General features: G+C 55.2%; 15 protein-coding genes. 11 read left to right on the plus strand and 4 right to left on the minus strand.

All coding sequences use genetic code 11. From position 1 onward, the window contains the following. Positions 1-128, minus strand: a 128-nt coding sequence (locus AC3Y2E_RS18585) for a transposase (protein WP_379213117.1), incomplete at its 3' end; no start/stop codon positions are given. A 477-nt stretch (positions 129-605) separates the two neighbouring features. On the opposite strand from AC3Y2E_RS18585, the gene AC3Y2E_RS18590 reads away from it, so the two are divergent. Further along, the gene (locus tag AC3Y2E_RS18590) at positions 606-833 is read left to right on the plus strand and encodes a hypothetical protein (RefSeq protein ID WP_332071709.1); all 228 of its coding nucleotides are present in this window, start codon (positions 606-608) and stop codon (positions 831-833) included. After that, complete coding sequence (locus AC3Y2E_RS18595) at positions 830-1,015, plus strand: sporulation histidine kinase inhibitor Sda (protein WP_379212933.1); 186 nt, start codon at positions 830-832, stop codon at positions 1,013-1,015. The genes AC3Y2E_RS18590 and AC3Y2E_RS18595 overlap by 4 nt, the downstream gene beginning before the upstream one ends. Positions 1,016-1,532: 517 nt before the next feature. On the opposite strand, the gene hemQ is transcribed toward AC3Y2E_RS18595, so the two are convergent. Continuing rightward, entirely contained in the window at positions 1,533-2,279 is a 747-nt protein-coding gene (gene hemQ / locus AC3Y2E_RS18600) for a hydrogen peroxide-dependent heme synthase (protein WP_379212935.1), read from the minus strand. Positions 2,280-2,528: 249 nt separating this feature from the next. On the opposite strand from hemQ, the gene AC3Y2E_RS18605 reads away from it, so the two are divergent. The 7 genes from AC3Y2E_RS18605 to dnaI all read left to right on the plus strand — a co-directional run bounded on the left by AC3Y2E_RS18605 (position 2,529) and on the right by dnaI (position 11,246). Further along, positions 2,529-2,819, plus strand: coding sequence for a YuiB family protein (locus AC3Y2E_RS18605; RefSeq protein WP_190928962.1), 291 nt, complete (start codon positions 2,529-2,531; stop codon positions 2,817-2,819). A 91-nt stretch (positions 2,820-2,910) separates the two neighbouring features. Continuing rightward, positions 2,911-3,948 carry a LacI family DNA-binding transcriptional regulator gene (locus tag AC3Y2E_RS18610; RefSeq protein WP_379212938.1) on the plus strand — a complete coding sequence of 346 codons (1,038 nt, stop codon included), beginning with the start codon at positions 2,911-2,913 and terminating at the stop codon, positions 3,946-3,948. A gap of 218 nt (positions 3,949-4,166) precedes the next feature. Beyond that, a complete protein-coding gene (locus AC3Y2E_RS18615) occupies positions 4,167-5,513 on the plus strand; it encodes an extracellular solute-binding protein (protein ID WP_379212940.1) in 1,347 nt (448 codons plus the stop codon). A gap of 72 nt (positions 5,514-5,585) precedes the next feature. After that, complete coding sequence (locus tag AC3Y2E_RS18620; protein WP_379212942.1) at positions 5,586-7,538, plus strand: alpha/beta hydrolase family protein; 1,953 nt, start codon at positions 5,586-5,588, stop codon at positions 7,536-7,538. A 109-nt stretch (positions 7,539-7,647) separates the two neighbouring features. After that, positions 7,648-8,532: an alpha/beta fold hydrolase gene (locus AC3Y2E_RS18625; RefSeq protein ID WP_379212944.1), complete on the plus strand. Its 885-nt coding sequence runs from the start codon at positions 7,648-7,650 to the stop codon at positions 8,530-8,532. Positions 8,533-8,740: 208 nt separating this feature from the next. Then, entirely contained in the window at positions 8,741-10,240 is a 1,500-nt protein-coding gene (locus AC3Y2E_RS18630) for a DnaD domain protein (protein WP_332071702.1), read from the plus strand. A 46-nt stretch (positions 10,241-10,286) separates the two neighbouring features. Next, positions 10,287-11,246 carry a primosomal protein DnaI gene (gene dnaI, locus AC3Y2E_RS18635; protein WP_379212946.1) on the plus strand — a complete coding sequence of 320 codons (960 nt, stop codon included), beginning with the start codon at positions 10,287-10,289 and terminating at the stop codon, positions 11,244-11,246. A gap of 102 nt (positions 11,247-11,348) precedes the next feature. On the opposite strand, the gene AC3Y2E_RS18640 is transcribed toward dnaI, so the two are convergent. Further along, positions 11,349-11,480 carry a YqzM family protein gene (locus AC3Y2E_RS18640; protein ID WP_190928969.1) on the minus strand — a complete coding sequence of 44 codons (132 nt, stop codon included), beginning with the start codon at positions 11,478-11,480 and terminating at the stop codon, positions 11,349-11,351. Between the two features lie 383 nt (positions 11,481-11,863). On the opposite strand from AC3Y2E_RS18640, the gene trxA reads away from it, so the two are divergent. Both trxA and uvrC read left to right on the plus strand, forming a co-directional pair. Beyond that, positions 11,864-12,181 (plus strand): thioredoxin, encoded by a 318-nt coding sequence (gene trxA / locus AC3Y2E_RS18645; RefSeq protein ID WP_190928970.1) that lies wholly within the window; start codon positions 11,864-11,866, stop codon positions 12,179-12,181. A 172-nt stretch (positions 12,182-12,353) separates the two neighbouring features. Next, positions 12,354-14,258: an excinuclease ABC subunit UvrC gene (gene uvrC, locus AC3Y2E_RS18650; protein ID WP_379212949.1), complete on the plus strand. Its 1,905-nt coding sequence runs from the start codon at positions 12,354-12,356 to the stop codon at positions 14,256-14,258. 124 nt (positions 14,259-14,382) lie between these two features. Here uvrC and AC3Y2E_RS18655 read toward each other — a convergent pair whose 3' ends face one another. Beyond that, positions 14,383-16,044: a CPBP family intramembrane glutamic endopeptidase gene (locus tag AC3Y2E_RS18655; RefSeq protein WP_379212951.1), complete on the minus strand. Its 1,662-nt coding sequence runs from the start codon at positions 16,042-16,044 to the stop codon at positions 14,383-14,385. Positions 16,045-16,327 lie beyond the last annotated feature (283 nt).

The raw sequence follows: 16,327 nt of genomic DNA on the forward strand, positions 1-16,327 counted from the left end.
TGAACAAGAATTTCTTTTAGTCTTACGTCGATTTCTTCCACAAGTATCTTGTGTCGGTACTTTACGCACCATACGATGTGGTACTGAATGGCATAGACGTAACCACGACCACGCTTTATTTCTGACATATAATCACCTCTGATTACGGGATAACCTATGTCAGCGTTGTTCACCTATAGAAACCTTGACATTAAAGGGATTGTTGTAATAGTCGCCTAAACATGTATCGGATAGTTAACGTGGCATAAGCCACGCCCTATCCGATGTTTTCTAACTCATGACTGAAGTCATGAGTTTGCGAAAACTATGCATCAATCGCGTTAAAAATATTATGCAACGGCGGAGCGAGGAAGTCAAAAACTGGAACGAAAAGGAAAACACAACGGCTTAATTTCGACAATATACCGGAATTACGATCGGTGAAACGGAGTCAGAAAGCGGAAACAAGCCGCCTTGCGTCCGAGTGCAAACCGATTTGCATTCAAATGCAACAAATTTGCGCTGAATCCCGGGCTGATTCCGGATAACATAGAAAGTGTATAAATATGGAAGTGTCGTCGGTGTTGATACTCGCCGCGGACTTACATCCTGGGAGGGGACGAGAGATGAAGGTGAATCAAGGAGACGAACGTTTCTTTGCATTGGCGATTCAAACCGTGCTTCACAGCAACAAGCACCGCCTCTACTTATTGACCGATACTGGGGAATGCGATTCTTTTCTCCGTGAAATGTCCGACGAGATTTTACATAGAGCACAAGCGTTCAAGCGGATTACCGAAACGGCGGTTCGCGAGCTGGATCATGACGGCTTTTACAGGGAGGGAGTTGTGTGAAGAGACTGCGGGATGACATTCTGGTCGACTGTTACGTCAAGTCGGTGGAGTGGCAGCTTGAGCAGGACTTCATCGACATCTTGCGCCAGGAGATGGAGAAGCGCAATCTGAAGGTGCCCGACTGCAGCTCTGCGCTGGCGGTTCCGGCAGCTCCAGGGTACAGCCGGCTGCAATCGTCGTAGTGATTTTGTTAACCTCCAGCAAAGTGAAACATGGTTTTCCATAGCAAGCCCGGTCCGCATCGGACTCGGGCTTTTTTTGAACGAAATACAACAGCAGAGCAGGGGGCTCCGTAGAAGGAACCAAAGACTCGTATTTGTCAGAGCCGGCGTGTTTGCGCGTTCCCGTGTGCATATGTTATGGCGAAGGCGAACACAACCCGCCCGCTAATATCTACTGATGAGACTGTCGATTAAATGTGAAGAAGTGTTATCTGGCCGTTCCAAGTGAAAAGTTGCCTTCTTCTGCTCAGACAGGTTGTCCGGAATCCATTTATTTTGATGGAATGTAAGGTTTGGGATTCCAGACAAAACTCGCCAAAAGGCAATCTTTTCACTTTCCACTCGGTTGTTCAAATGAATCGACAGTCTCTCTGATTCCACACAACCGCATGACTCTACACGTCAAAACACCGTCAGTTGACTTCCCTGACGGTGCTTTTCATAAACACGGTTTGAAACGGTACAAACCACGTTTCACTTATACGCGGAGCAAGCTGCGGCATTTGTCCGAATCGAGAAGGTTGCCGACGTAAAAAGCGCCGAATTCGCCGAAACGGGCGCTTGCTTCGTCGAAGCGCATCTCGTATACGAGCTTTTTGAACGTAAGCGGATCGTCGGAGAACAGCGTAACGCCCCACTCCCAGTCGTCGAGACCTACAGAGCCGGTAATGATCTGCTTGACCCGTCCCGCATAGCTGCGGCCGATCATGCCATGGCTGCGCATAAAGCCGCGGCGCTCTTCCATACTGAGCATATACCAGTTGTCGTCGCCGGAGCGGCGCTTGTTCATCGGATAGAAGCAAATATGTTTCGCTTTCGGCAAAATCGGCTTCAGACGAGCCATAATTTCCGGGTCCTGCATCGGATCGGTGCCCGGCTTCGCCATATAGCTGCTAAGCTCGACGACGGAGACGTACGAATAAACGGGAATCGTATATTGGGCGAAAGTCGTCTTGTTAAACGCCGTCTCAAGCTCGTTTAATTCATCAAGTGTTTCACGCAGATGCATGAAGACGATGTCCGCTTTTTGACCTACTATCGTATAAAATGCCGTGCTGCCTGTCTTCTGCTGTTCGACCTCGTTCCACTGGGCAAGCAGCGTATACAGCTCGTCCTCCGCTTTGGCGCGTTCTTCGGGGGACAACCGTTTCCAGGCGTTCCAGTCGATCGCGCGGAAATCGTGCAGCGCATACCAGCCTTCCAGCGTTTGTACCGCTTCGCTCATAGGTGCAGCTCCTTTCGTCAATCCGTTCGGATTATCGGTTTACGCCATAATTGTAGCGAAACGGAGCCCAAAGGGCAAACGCTTCACAGAGTTGACACAAACCGTTCAGGACCGGCTGAACAGGGCGGTCTGTCAACAGCCGGTTCCCGTGACGGATTTCGCACAGTTGGCGGTTAAGCCTTTACTTCGCCGCCCATTTCAACTACAATTGACGTGAAAAACGGGAATCGAGCCCGGGAGGTACTTCGCATGATCGATATCATTCAGCTCGTTATCGCTATGGTGCTTGTGTTCGTGCTTATGTACGGCATCGGCTTCATCTTTAACATGCTGCTGAAAACTACGCATTTCCCCATCTACCTGTACACGCTGGCGGTCATCGGCATGCTCGTTTATTGGGCTTGGCACTCCGGTTCGCTGCTTTCGCATCTGGCCGAATTAAGGGGCGAATACTTGTTGTTTATTTGCGGGCTGCTCGGCGCGATTTTGAGCGGCAAGACGATCCAATTTTTGCGGCTGCGGGGATATAAAATGTTTTGATCGGGCTTCTCCGTCGGGAGAGGCTTTTTTTCTCGTTAATGACAAGCGGAGGCTCGAGATCGGCCGGGACAGGCATGGAGAGGATAAGGGCATGAAAAAAAATATAACGATGAAAGATATCGCCGATTATTTGGGCGTTGACCGTACGACGATTTCGAAAGCTTTGGCGGGAGCGCCCGGAGTTTCGCCGAAAACGATTGAGAAGGTGAGGCAGACTGCCGAGCAGCTCGGCTACCGGAAAGACATTTTTGCAAGCGGTTTTAATACCGGTAAAAATGCGGTGCTCGGTCTGTTGCTAGCTGACATGACCCGGGGCATCTACGCCCCGCTCGTGGAGAGCTTTCAAAGAACGGCTCTCGGGCTTCACTACAGCACGATCCTGTTTTATTTGAACCGGAGCGAGGAAGAACTGGCCAACGCAGTCGAACTGCTCAAGCAGCAGCGGGTGTCCGGCGCCACGTTTATTTCCGCTGCAGCGCCGGCGACGCTGACGAAATATTTGACTGACTTTGCTGAGAGCGGCTTGGCGGTGAATACGCTGGAACGGAGCTTCGTCGAGCGCGATGCGGATTGCGTTGCGTTTAACCATGTCCGGGCGGGATACGATTTGACGAACCATTTCATTGGCCTCGGGCACCGGAACATCGCATTTATGACATATCGGGACATCGGCGGCACGCCCCAAGGCCGGTTGAAAGGGTACATGGAAGCGATGCGCGGCGCCGGGCTGTCTCCCCGAGTTATCGCCGAAGACAATCCGCTCTCCCATCGGGCCGGGGACGAGGTGCGGATCGCGTACGAGCGGCTGCATCAAGTGTGGGACCAGACGGACATGCCGACCGGATGGATCGGGGTCAACGACAATTTTGCCCTCGGCATCCTGCATGCCTTGAAGGATAAACGGTTCAACGTCCCTGGCGACATGTCCGTGGCAGGGTTCGACGATTTGAACGCGACGCTCGGCATTCCTCAACTGACGTCGATGCGCATGCCCATGGACCGGGCGGGCGAAGCGCTGGCCGGGCTGCTCGTCGAGCGGATCTCCGCTGCTACCCAGACGGCTTCCCAAGTTACGCTGGATTACGAGATAATTGTCAGAGACTCGACCGCTCCTTGCCCCCGCAGTTGAACCGCTTTCTGAAACGGACTATACAGACAAGTACGAGGAATGCCGAGCGATTCGGCATTTTTTGTTGTTTTAAGGACGATGAGCCTTCCCAAACGATGGATGAAATGCCCCAGCCATGTAAGCGGCCCCAAAATGGAATTGACAGGCGGAAAACGCCGGGGATATAATGAAATCGTAATTTCAATCGAGTGAAATATATGAAAAGAGGAGGTAATTCTATGAAACGACGATTGTGTCTGGCCGCTTTGTCCGTGATGATGCTCGGGGCGGCCGCCTGCGGTGCTCAGACGGGAACCGGCGCGGACCCGGGCGATTCGCAGTCAAAAGGGGACGGCGGCCCTGAAAGCAAGCCGAAGCAGCCGATCGAGCTCTACATTCAAAATATTTACTCCGGCAGTCCGACCGCAGAAGAGTTTACAGACATGTACGGCCGGCTCATTCAACAAAAGTTTCCGCATATCGAGAGCATTCATTACTACAGCAACGCTACCCGCCCTCTCGACCAGGTGCTGGTCAACAAAGATCGGATGGATATCGTCATTACTTCCCAAGCCACCTTCCAATCCGCATTCGTCGCCAATTCCCTGCATACCGACATCTCCGGCTATATCGCCCAAACGAAATACGACGTAAACCGGCTGGACGCTTCCTCGCTGAACCTGGTCAAGCAGCTGGGAGGAGGCAAGCTGTACGGATTGCCCGTTGATGCCGGAGGCACGTGGCTGATATACAACAAAGATTTGTTCGACAAGTTCGGAGTGTCCTATCCGAGCGATTCCATGACGTGGGAGCAATTCGAAGATCTGGCGAAAAAGCTGAGCCGGACGGACGGAGGCGTAAACTATCACGGCGCTGCGCTGCCTCCGGTCAATTACCTGATCCGCAATCCGTACGGGCTGAACCATATCGACGCGGCAACCGGCAAAGCGAGCTTTCAAGATCCGGGCTGGTCCCGTTTCCTGAACCGGATCGCCGACCTGTACCGGATACCGGGGAACGAAAAGGACGCCCAGCAGCTCGGAACTTCCGGGGCGCTTAATCTGTTCCGCAAAGACAAAACGGCCGCGATGTACTCGCCGATCGTCAGCAACGACATCACCTTGGCCTTCGGCCTCGAAGACGTGAACTTCGATTTTACCCGGTTCCCTTCGATGAGCGACGCGCCGGGAGGCGTTCAGACGTACCCGAATATTTACGCATTATCAGCTACAAGTCCTCACAAAGAAGACGCCTTTGACGTAATCGCATACATGACGTCCGAGGAAGTCCAGCTGGCCAAGTCCAAACGCGGCGGATTCGCTTCGTTGAACAACGACTCGATCCGGGCGGCGTTCGGTCAGGAGGCGCCGGCGTTTATTCAAGCGAAAAATCTGAAAGTGTTTGCCGAGCCGAACCGGTACGTCACCCCGACATTTTTCTCGGAATATGTGAGCATTGCCAACACCGAATTAAATGCGGCATTAACAAGCGTTGTTACGGGTGGAACGGATATGAATACGGCGCTTCGCCAAGCGGCGGAGAGCGCGGACCGTAAAATCGAGCAGGCGAAGCAGGCAAAAAAATAAAACGGCAGAAACAGGAAGGAATAAGGATTGCCAAAGCGGCATTACGGGTAGCCGAAAAGGAGAGAAGCGAACATGCATATCAAAGAGTACCTGCACCAAATGGCGTGGAAGGCGGACGAAAGAGCGCTGCCGTCCTTCGGAACGGCGGATGAATTCGAGGTGTGGCGGCGGCAAAGACAAAAGCGCTTTCACGAAATGCTCGGCATCGACGGTTACCTGGCCGAGGAACGGACGCCGCTGCGCGTCACCGTGACCGGGTCTGTCGACTGCGGGACGCACCGGATCGACAAGCTGCATTACCAAAGCTTGCCCGGTCTGTACGTCGCGGCCAATCTGTATGTGCCTGCCGGGCTGAAGGAGCCCGCTCCCGGCATCTTATATGTGTGCGGCCATAGTGCGACGCAAAAAATCCAGTATCAGGAGCACTCCCGCCGCTTCGCCCAGGAAGGCTTCGTGACGCTGATCGTGGATACGATCCAGCACGGAGAAGTGCAAGGCATCCATCACGGCACCTATTCGCGCGGCATGTTCGATTGGGTGAGCCGGGGGTATTCGCCGTCGGCTGCGGAAGTGTGGAACGCGATCCGCGGGCTTGACGTATTAAGCGAACTTACAGAGGTGGACGCCGCCCGTCTGGGCATCACCGGACATTCCGGAGGCGGATCGATCAGCTGGTGGGCGATGTGCGCCGACGACCGGATCAAGGCGATGGCTTCGTCGTCGGGGACGGGCCACCTCACTTCCCATATCCGCGACCGGACGCTCGACTACCATTGCGACTGCAACTTCCCGAACAACCCGGACGGCTGGTCGCTGACCGAAGCTTATGCGCTCGCCGCGCCGCGGCCCGTGTTGATCGTCGCTCCCGCCCGGGACCGGGTATTCCGCATCGATTCCGTGCGTTACGTCCATGACAAGCTCCAGTCATTGTACCGGAACATCGGAGCGGAGGAGCAGCTTGACCTGTTCGAATTTCAAGCGCCCCATATGTATAAGCCGGAGTCGCGCAAGCGCGTGTTCAGCTGGTTTTTGACCCATCTGGCGGGACGCCCGGTCACACCCGAGCAAGCAACCGATTTCGACGGCGTGAAGCTTCCGGTCGAGCAGCTGCTCGTATTCGGGGGCAAGCCGCCGGCGGACGACCGTTCGACGACAGTGGAAGGCGGGTTCGTCCGGCTTCCCGTAGCGGCGGACATCGAGACGAAGGAGCAGCTCGCCGCAGAGCGGACACGCGTCGTAGCCGCGCTGCGCAAGGAAAGCTTCGCCGCCTTCCCGCAGGAGCCGATTCCGCTTGCGGCCGAACGCGAGCACGAGTACGACTTGATGGACGGCAGCTGCTCGCGCAAATTTTCGTTCTCGTCCGATTCGTATTGGAGACTGGAGGGGGAGCTTCGCGGAATCGACGGCGATTCGCCGCGCCCGGCTGCGGTTGCCCTGAGACGGTCGGTTCATCGGAAGGAAGACGAACCGTTCGACATCCTGAAGCAGCTGGGTGCCGGATGGATCAAGGCGCGGATCGATCCGCGCGGGACGGGCGATTCGACCTGGGGACCGGAATTGAATTGGCATGTCCGGCGTTCCTCGTCTCTGATCGGACATACGGTCACCTCGATGCGGGTATGGGACACGCTGCGCGGTCTGGAAGCGATCCGGGCCAGACCGGAGGTTGACCCGGCCCGGGTATTGCTTGCCGGCAAAGGAGAGATGGCGGTCGTCGCTCTGCTCGCGGCATTGCTCGACGGAGAGGTCGGTACGCTGGTGCTGGAGGATATGCCGTCCTCGTTTCTGCAAGCCGACGACGATCCCGCTCGCCTTGGGCAAGGGTTCGAGGTCATCAATGCGCTTCGCATCGCTGATCTGCCGCAGCTGGCGGCGTTGTTATGGCCGGCGAAGCTTATCGTGACGGGGAAACGCTGGCAAGGCTACGAGTATGCCGAGCGTCTGTACGCCCGGCTCGGCGGCCCGGGACGTATCATGTACCGTACCGATACGAACGGCTGGCCGGCGGACGAGGTCCGATTATAAATTTCGGCTGTCCCGGGAAACGTAACCAAGTAAGTTGAACGAATGAAATTGCGTTCATTTCATTCAACTTATCCAGGTAGAACGGTTATTTTTCCGGGAGGTAAGCACGATGCCAACAGCCTATATAAACGGAACCGACTTGTACTATGAGAAACGGGGAGATGGGTTTCCGATTATCTTCATACACCCGCCGCTGCTCACCAGCGCGAACTTCCGCTACCAGCAGGTGCAGCTGGCCGGGCAATTTACGGTGATCACGTTCGACATTCGCGGACACGGGCGGAGCGGGACGTCCGAGGCGCCGGTCACCTACGAGCTGATCGTGGAAGATATGCTGCGGCTGCTCGATCATTTGAAGCTACCGGAAGCTTTCGTCTGCGGATACTCGACCGGAGGCTCGATTGCGCTCGAAGCGTTGTTGACTCACCCGGACCGGTTCACCGGCGGCATTCTGGTCAGCGCGATGTCGGAAGTGAGCGACTTTGTGCTGCGCAACCGGATTCGCGTAGCGGTAGGCATGTCCAGATGGAAGCCGCTGATCCGGGTGCTGATGTGGGGCATCACATGGGGAAACGCCGACGGGAGACAAACGTTCCGCAATTTGCTGCGCGACGCCCGGCGGGGGAATCCGGCGAATATTCACCAATATTACCGGTTCAGCCTGACCTACAGCTGTACGAAGCGATTGGCCGGATTGCGGGCGCCGGTGCTGCTGTTGTACGGGAACAAGGACGGAGGCTTTACTCTTTACCGCAAAAAGATTCAAAGCATGCTGCCTCATTACGATCTGCACATCCTGGAAAACGAGAAGCATCAAATTCCGACAAAAGCGGCCTCCGAAATGAACGATGTGATCGGCAAATGGATTCGGGGGCTGCAGCGTCCGCGGGAGAAAGCCGCTACCGGGCGGCCGGCTGAGCTGGAAGCCGGGATCGGCACACCCCCTTATGCGGCCCTCCCCGAAGAGCCGGCGGAGCAGCAGCCGGAAGCGTAAAACGGCGGCGATTGTACAACCTTGCCTGATTCGGGCAAGGTTGTTTGCCGTGCGGACCGAGGGCCGCTTCTCTATCAACGGAACTCCGAAACCAACCTAATGTTACCTCTTATAAAACTCCCTGCTTGTCGGTTTTTGTGATAGAATAGAGAAACGGATTTGATAGACCGATTGGCTTTGCCGCCCGAACGAGATTGGAGATACATTGATGCGTATTACGAACATGCTTCATTTTACGGAAAATCACCGGTTTTGCGTATACCGGGATTTTTCGCTTAGCGGGCTGGATTACCGGATGCTGTCCGGCATTTATCAGCCTATGATCGGAGCATTTGCGATCAGCGTCTTCCAGACGATGTATCAGCAAGTGCCCGGAGATAAGACGGGATACTCGGAGCTGGAGCAGCAGCGGAAGCTGTTTTTGGCGCTCGATCTGGAGCCGGGGGAGCGGGGACGGAAGCTGTTGGCCGAGCTAACCTCGAAGCTGGAGGCGATCGGGCTGCTGCAGACGAACCGGAAGTATTCCCCTTCTGCGGACGATTACATGTACGAATACGTGCTCGTACAGCCGCTGACGCCGCAGGAGTTTTTCAAAAATCAGCATCTGGTTATGCTGCTGCACGATAAGGTCGGCAAATACGCCGTATTGTCGCTGCGCGAGCAGTATTATTCGCCGGAGCCCGAGGAGCTTCAGCATCCGGAGCTGGTATCGGAGGATTTGTCGGTTCCGTTCTACGATTTGTTCCGGCTCAACACCCAGGCGATCGATTACGAGCTCGAGCAGGCGCTGCAGGAGACGGCCCCGTCGCGGGAGACCGAGCGCAAGCTTGACGTTACGACGAAGGCGTTCCATTACAGCGAGATTCTCCAGCGTTTCCCGCGCGGTACGTCCAGGAACCGCCCGTTCGTAGAAAATCTGCGCAACAAACCGGATCAGATGTTCGAGATTAACAAAGTCGCCCGCAAGTACGACTTGTCGCTTCGAGAAACGTGCAGGCTGCTGGACGAGGACGGGATGTTTACCGAGGACGGCGAGCTGCAGAACGATATGCTGCAGTACAAAGCAAATTTGTATTTCCGTCAGGACAAGGAACGCGAGCAGGAGCGGGAGCGGCTGTTCCACAAAATAGCCGGCGTAGCGAAGCCCGAATCGGTCAGCGCACTCGAGGAGAAGCCGGTGGAGATGCAATATTATTTGGAAGTGCCGCCGCTGTTCGTCGGACAGTGCAACCAGCATCAGTACAACCTGATTATGCGCAACGAGCCGCACACGAGAGTGCTAGAGCGGTTTTTCCAGAAAGGCGCCGTGCCGAAGCCCGTATCCGACATTTTTGAGAAGATCGATGTGATCTACAAAATGCCGGACGAAGTGATCAACGTGATGATTCATCATCTGCACGTATACAAGGAATCGTCTTGGACAAAAAGTTATATCGACTCCGTCGCCTCCAATATGATGGCCAAAGGGGTCAGTACTTACGAGCAAGCGGTAGCTTACATACGCGAGCAAACGATCAAGCGCACCAAGCGGTCGTCCAAGGCCGACGGCGGCTCGCTCGCCCCGTTTCCCGGGAAAGGGCGGAGAGGGCACCAGCAGAAGCCGAAAATCGCGATCATTACCGACATCCCGGCGCAAAAGCCGGTCAGCGACGAGAAGCTTGCGGAAATTCGCAAAAAAGCAATGAAGCTCGACGGCAAAATTACGTAACCGGCGCAGCAGTCTGACTTTTCAGGAGAGGAGGCGGATCGGCCGCATGGAACCTTTATCGGACATATTAGGCGACTTCCGGAATATGTCGTTCGCCAGAAGAGCGGAAGAAAAAACGAAGCTGCTGCTCAGTGATCCGCTCGTGGCGAAGCTTCGCGCCAAATATCCGGAAATCGACGACCGTACGCTCAAAATCAATATGAACCGGATCTACCAGTATGTGAAGGAATACAAGCAATGCACGAACTGTCCCGGACTCGACCGGTGCCCGAACGACTTCGAAGGGTACTACACGAAGCTGACCGTCGAGACGATCAATGAGCAAACCTATATTCATGATCAGAAGGTAGCCTGCAAAAAGCTGATCGCCAAACAGTCGCAGGACGCCGTCCGCAACCGGATTCGCAGCTTTTACATCGACGACCGCGCGCTCCAGCAAGGATACTCGACCGCGGAGATCGTCGATATCGATCCGGAGCGGGTGCTGGCTGTCGAGCGTATCGTCGATTACATCCACAAGACGAACGAGGAAGGGCTGCAGAAGGAAGGGCTGTATCTGGTCGGCCCTTTCGGAACGGGCAAAACGTTTTTGATGTGCTACATGTTGAATCAGCTCGCCAAGAAGGGCCATTCCGGCGTGATTGTGTATATGCCGGATTTCGTCGAGGATTTGAAGTCGATGATCACAGAGCCGCAGCGGCTGAAAGAGACGGTCGAGCTGCTGAAGGAGACCGATCTGCTCGTCTTCGACGATATCGGGGCGGAAAATCTGAATCCGTGGGCGCGCGATCACGTGATGGGGACGATTCTGAACTACCGGATGAACCGGAAGCCGACCTTTTTCACATCCAACCATGAGCCGGACGAGCTGGAGAAACATTTCAGCTTTACGAGCAAGGACGGGGACGAGGAGTACAAAGGGCAGCGGATTATGGACCGGATTACCCCTTTTGTCGAGGTGGTTGTCGTGAACGGTACGAATAAGCGAGGGAAAGCGGGGGCGTAAAGCCTTCGCTTAACAATAAAACGGATCGAAAAAAGCCCAGCTCCGAAGCAGAAGGAGCGGGCTTTTCTTTGGTTGCGCGGACGCGCTTGTGTGATCCGCAAATTAGAACAGCGTAATGATGGTGGCCACGATCGCGATCAGAAAGAAAGCGCCGAATGTGACGCCGAATCCGATGGCAACATCGAGAAAGTCGTTTCTCGGCTCCTCGTTGGCATGCACTCTTGGGTCAGTCATAATTGGATTCCTCCCGAGTAAATCGTTCCCATAGCAAAATTGGCTATGTCTAGTATAACGAAACGTTCGGCGGCTTGTAAAGCGGAAGAAGTGACAATTCTTCAACAAAATTCAGCCGTTCTTTCGCTGCGGCAGCTTGTCCATGCATAGGTTAGGCAGAGCGGCGAAACAATTAGAGAAGACCGCTTCGTCCAAAGATCCGGGCCCTGCACCCGGAATGCCCGGGCTGGCCGGCGCGGCGTCGTCCCTAGTATACGCCAAAAGCGGACGGAACATGTTTTCAGTTATGAAATTGGTACGAGTTGTGGTATACTTTACATGTCGTAGGAAAATCATTAAAATCTATAGGTACACACTTTTTGTTAGTATAAGGAGGAAATCCTGTGGCTATCGTAAACGTATCCGACCAATCGTTCAAAAGCGAAGTCGAAGGAGGAGGCACGGTTCTTGTCGACTTCTGGGCTCCATGGTGCGGACCTTGCAAGATGATCGCGCCTGTGCTTGAAGACTTGGATAAAGAAATGGGCGAGCAAGTTAAAATTGCCAAAGTGAACGTGGATGACAATCCGGAGTCCGCTTCCCGTTTCGGCGTAATGAGCATTCCAACTCTGATCGTATTCAAAGACGGCCAGCCTGTCGATAAAGTGGTCGGCTTCCAGCCTAAAGACGCTCTGAAAAGCGTCGTTGGACGTCACCTGTAAGTTGCCCCAGATCCAATATGCGGCGGCGGGTTGTGCAAACGGCCCGACCGTCGTATGATATTTATAGGGAACGGCAGAAGAGTTCTTTTTCGCGGATGCGAAACGGGACTTTTTTTGGTTCCGGGCCATAAAGGCATGTAGGAAGGAAGCCGATTTCAAGGAGGAACGAAGCATGTCCGAACAGCGTGCCGGGGGAAGGCGCGATCATCTATCGGATTCGATCAAAAGCAAGCTGGCGCTGCTGCCGGACAAGCCGGGCTGTTATTTGATGAAAAACGCGGAAGGCACGATCATTTACGTCGGTAAAGCGAAAGTGCTCAAAAACCGCGTCCGCTCATACTTTTCGGGCAGTCATGACGGCAAGACGCAGAGGCTCGTTGCAGAAATAAGCGACTTCGAATATATCGTCACGGCGAGCAATATGGAAGCGCTCATTCTGGAATGCAATCTGATCAAGCAATACCATCCGAGATATAACGTTTTGCTGAAGGACGACAAGACGTTTCCCTATATCAAAATTACACAAGAAGCGCATCCGCGGCTCGAAGTGACCCGCAAAGTGTATAAGGACAAAGCGAAATATTTCGGCCCTTATCCGAATGCGTTCGCGGCGCAGCAGACGAAGAAGCTGCTGGACCGTCTGTATCCGCTCCGCAAATGCAAGACGATTCCGGACCGGGTATGCCTGTATTACCATTTGGGACAATGTATCGCCCCTTGCGAATATGAGGTGCCGGCCGGCGAGTACGAGCGGATGGTGCAGGAGATCAGCAAGTTTCTGAACGGCGGCCATGTTGCGATTAAGGAAGAGCTGACCCGGAAAATGCACCAGGCCGCCGAGGACTTGAACTTCGAGCGGGCCAAGGAGCTGCGCGATCAGATCGTCAGCATCGATGCGGTGATGGAGAAGCAGACGATCACGATGACCGACGCGGTCGACCGCGACGTGTTCGGATACGCTGTCGACAAAGGGTGGATGTGCGTCCAAATCCTGTATATGCGCCAAGGCAAAATGATCGAGCGGCATGTGACGCTGTTCCCGTATTACGGCGATGCGTACGAGGATTTCATTTCGTTCGTGACGCAGTATTACAGCGACAACCCGGCGCTGCCGAAAGAAATCTTTTTGCCCTCGGCGGAGGAGAAGGAAGAACACGAAGCAGAACCAGCATCGGCCTCATCCGATACGAGCGAGCAGCACAGCGAGCGCGAAGTGGCCGAATTGCTGGAGTCGTGGCTGCGGGTCAAAGTGCATCAGCCGCAGCGCGGACAGAAAAAGAAGCTGCTCGGAATGGCCGCCGACAACGCCCGTGTCGCGCTGGAGGAGAAGTTCCGGCTGATCGAACGCGACGAGGAGCGGACGGTCAAAGCGGTAGAGAGTCTGGGCGAATGGATCGGGACCGGAACGATCCGCCGGATCGAGGCGTTCGACAACTCGAACATTCAAGGGACCGACCCGGTATCGGCGATGGTCGTGTTCGTGGACGGCAAGCCGGACCGCAAAGAATACCGCAAGTATAAAATTCGGACCGTGCAAGGACCGGACGACTACGAGACGATGCGCGAAGTAATCCGCCGCCGGTACGAGCGGGTGCTGAAAGAGCAGTTGCCGATGCCGGATCTGGTCGTAGTCGACGGAGGCAAGGGACAAATATCGGCGGCGATCGACGTGCTGGAAAACGAGCTAGGCTTGTACATCCCGGTGTGCGGTCTCGTCAAGGATGCGAAGCATAAGACCGCGCAGCTGATGATGGGCGATCCGCCGGACATCGTGCCGATCCGGCGCGACAGCCAGGAGTTTTACTTGCTCCAGCGCATCCAGGAGGAAGTGCACCGGTTTGCGATCACGTTCCACCGGGAGACCCGGGCGAAATCGATGGTCGCCTCCCAGCTCGACTCGATACCCGGAATCGGGGAAAAGCGGCGCAAGGCGCTGCTGAAACATTTCGGCTCGCTCAAAAAGATTAAGGAAGCGGCCGTCGACGATTTTCGTCCGCTAGGTATCGGCGATAAGCTGGCGCGCGACATACTCGCCGCCCTGCACGGACCCGAGGAGACCGCCGATTCGGAAACTTGAACGCACTAATACGTTTATAAAGATTGTTGCTCTAAAAAACGAACCAACCTCCGAAAGCTGCCGCGCGGCAGCAGCTTTCAGAGGTTGGTTTTGTTTTAACTTATTGTAAGCATAGCGGCGCGACCTAGACGGGGTCCGGCTTCGACGGCCGGAAGCCGTCTCCGGAATCAGGCGGCGGATCGCCCGCTCCGGGCCCGGGTCGCCGTGCGGCCGTTTTGCCGTGCAGCCACTTGATCACGATGGCGACGAGGGCAGGCAGCGCGATATAAAACGCGCCGAGACCTACATACCCGGCTCCTCCCATGCCCATCAGCGAAAAGCTCATCAGGATGCTGTCCACGATGGCGTGGGCGAACAACGCCGTCGCAAACCCGTACTTCAGGAAAGCGTAGCCGAACAAGATGCCGAGAATCGTCACTTCCACGAACCGGGTGTACACCGGGTAGATCGGATACTGCGTATGGCTGAACGCCCAGATGACGCTTGGTATAACGACGGCCAGAAACGTATTGCGAAGCAGCTTCTTAAACAGAGCGATGCCGAAAAAACGGTAAATCGCTTCCTCGGAAATCGCCGCCGTCCAGGCCATAAGCGGAAAGATCCCCGGAAGCAGCATGTTAAGCGGCGATCCGGACGGGTCGTTCACCGCCCACATATCGAACCGGTGTTCAGCGGTGAAAAACAGCAGCGACTGCACTCCTAGCAAACCGAAGGCGAGCAGGTAGCCCCGTTTCATGCTGGACAGCGTATGAGCCCCGAAGCCCGGCTCTCTCCATCGCGGCCACAGCCGTCTTCCTTGTTCCCGCCACAGCGGATCGCCGGCGGCGAACGAGAAGTAACAGATGATCGCCATGATCGTCACGACGACCGTCATCAGAATCATGGTGACGACGGCGGCTTCAGTTGAGAAGAAGGGGTCCATGCCTTCGGCTTCGAGTGTTTTGAAGGCGGGAATCATATTGATATTGTTGATCCAGTACAACACCAGAAAGGTGGCCGTTAAGCCGATCCCCCGGACGAACGAGATCTGTTTCCGGTAAGCGATCGCAATGGCGATGGCGGCCAGCCCCATGACCGATGACAGGATCAAATTCCACTGCGTCATCGCCGAGGCCGCCTGGTCCTGCCGTTTGACCCAGTCGAGATGGCTTTGCGGAATCCGGAACTCGTTATAATAGGCGGTTGCCTGCCCGCCCCGGACCTCCACTACCTTCAGCAGCTTGGCGCCGCCGATCGTACCTGCGCGATGCTCGAATACGAACCGGTGGGGCGTAGCGGCGTTCGGCCGGAGCGAGCTGTAGTCAGAGAGGGAGAGTCCGTCCTTCCGCAGCACCTCTTCGGCAATCCGGCGGCCTACCTCGACCGACGGGGCGTTCTCCCGGCTGCTCTTCCTCCACCCGATGACGGCGCCGCTTGTCATATGTACATCGACGACATATTCGGCTCCGCGCCCGTCCGTCAGATCGACGCGATAATAATCGATCGGAGCCCGTTCCTGAAACCGGGATTTGTAATCCGCGACCCGCTTCTCCTTCTGGATATAGCCGCTCAGCAGCTTGTCGGACTGGTAGACGACGAACGTGCTGGAAGCCGGATAACCGGTCAACTCTGCGATATGCGCCTTTGCGGCGTCCGCTGCCGCTTGCTTGGATACGGTCGGCATCGTCTCGGTTAAGATGTCGGGCTCTTTGTTTCCCGTAAAAAAAGACCACCAGTTGGTGATGACGAATAAGAGGATGCCGATAACAGCAAAAGTTCCCAGCATGGATGAAAACGGGCGTTTCATGGATCCCTCCCGAACTTTTTTTCTAACGTAACATACTTTTTTTCGAAATGCCACTTAAACGGAAGCAACGGAGGTAGGGACAATGAAAAGAGGCAGGCACGCTTGTTATTCGGCCGGAAGCCGCCGATTCCTCCATGTTTTTAAGCGAATGCCGGCTTTGTGCAAGCGGGTGCGGCGGGATTATAATCGAGTTCGTCAAGTATTATTCGCTTCTGCTTCAGAGCCGCTACTGCCAGCGCACCATTACGCGAAGACCGGACTCTAATCTGAAAAGCGGAATAAG

The sequence above is a fragment of the Paenibacillus sp. MAH-35 genome (genome assembly GCF_058135425.1).

Excerpts from the sequence above, each read along its gene's own strand:
- AC3Y2E_RS18590 (WP_332071709.1), top strand. The coding sequence starts at position 606 with ATGAAGGTGAATCAAGGAGACGAACGTTTCTTTGCATTGGCGATTCAA.
- hemQ (WP_379212935.1), bottom strand. The coding sequence starts at position 2,279 with ATGAGCGAAGCGGTACAAACGCTGGAAGGCTGGTATGCGCTGCACGAT.
- AC3Y2E_RS18605 (WP_190928962.1), top strand. The coding sequence starts at position 2,529 with ATGATCGATATCATTCAGCTCGTTATCGCTATGGTGCTTGTGTTCGTG.
- AC3Y2E_RS18610 (WP_379212938.1), top strand. The coding sequence starts at position 2,911 with ATGAAAAAAAATATAACGATGAAAGATATCGCCGATTATTTGGGCGTT.
- AC3Y2E_RS18615 (WP_379212940.1), top strand. The coding sequence starts at position 4,167 with ATGAAACGACGATTGTGTCTGGCCGCTTTGTCCGTGATGATGCTCGGG.
- AC3Y2E_RS18620 (WP_379212942.1), top strand. The coding sequence starts at position 5,586 with ATGCATATCAAAGAGTACCTGCACCAAATGGCGTGGAAGGCGGACGAA.
- AC3Y2E_RS18625 (WP_379212944.1), top strand. The coding sequence starts at position 7,648 with ATGCCAACAGCCTATATAAACGGAACCGACTTGTACTATGAGAAACGG.
- AC3Y2E_RS18630 (WP_332071702.1), top strand. The coding sequence starts at position 8,741 with ATGCGTATTACGAACATGCTTCATTTTACGGAAAATCACCGGTTTTGC.
- dnaI (WP_379212946.1), top strand. The coding sequence starts at position 10,287 with ATGGAACCTTTATCGGACATATTAGGCGACTTCCGGAATATGTCGTTC.
- AC3Y2E_RS18640 (WP_190928969.1), bottom strand. The coding sequence starts at position 11,480 with ATGACTGACCCAAGAGTGCATGCCAACGAGGAGCCGAGAAACGACTTT.
- uvrC (WP_379212949.1), top strand. The coding sequence starts at position 12,354 with ATGTCCGAACAGCGTGCCGGGGGAAGGCGCGATCATCTATCGGATTCG.
- AC3Y2E_RS18655 (WP_379212951.1), bottom strand. The coding sequence starts at position 16,044 with ATGAAACGCCCGTTTTCATCCATGCTGGGAACTTTTGCTGTTATCGGC.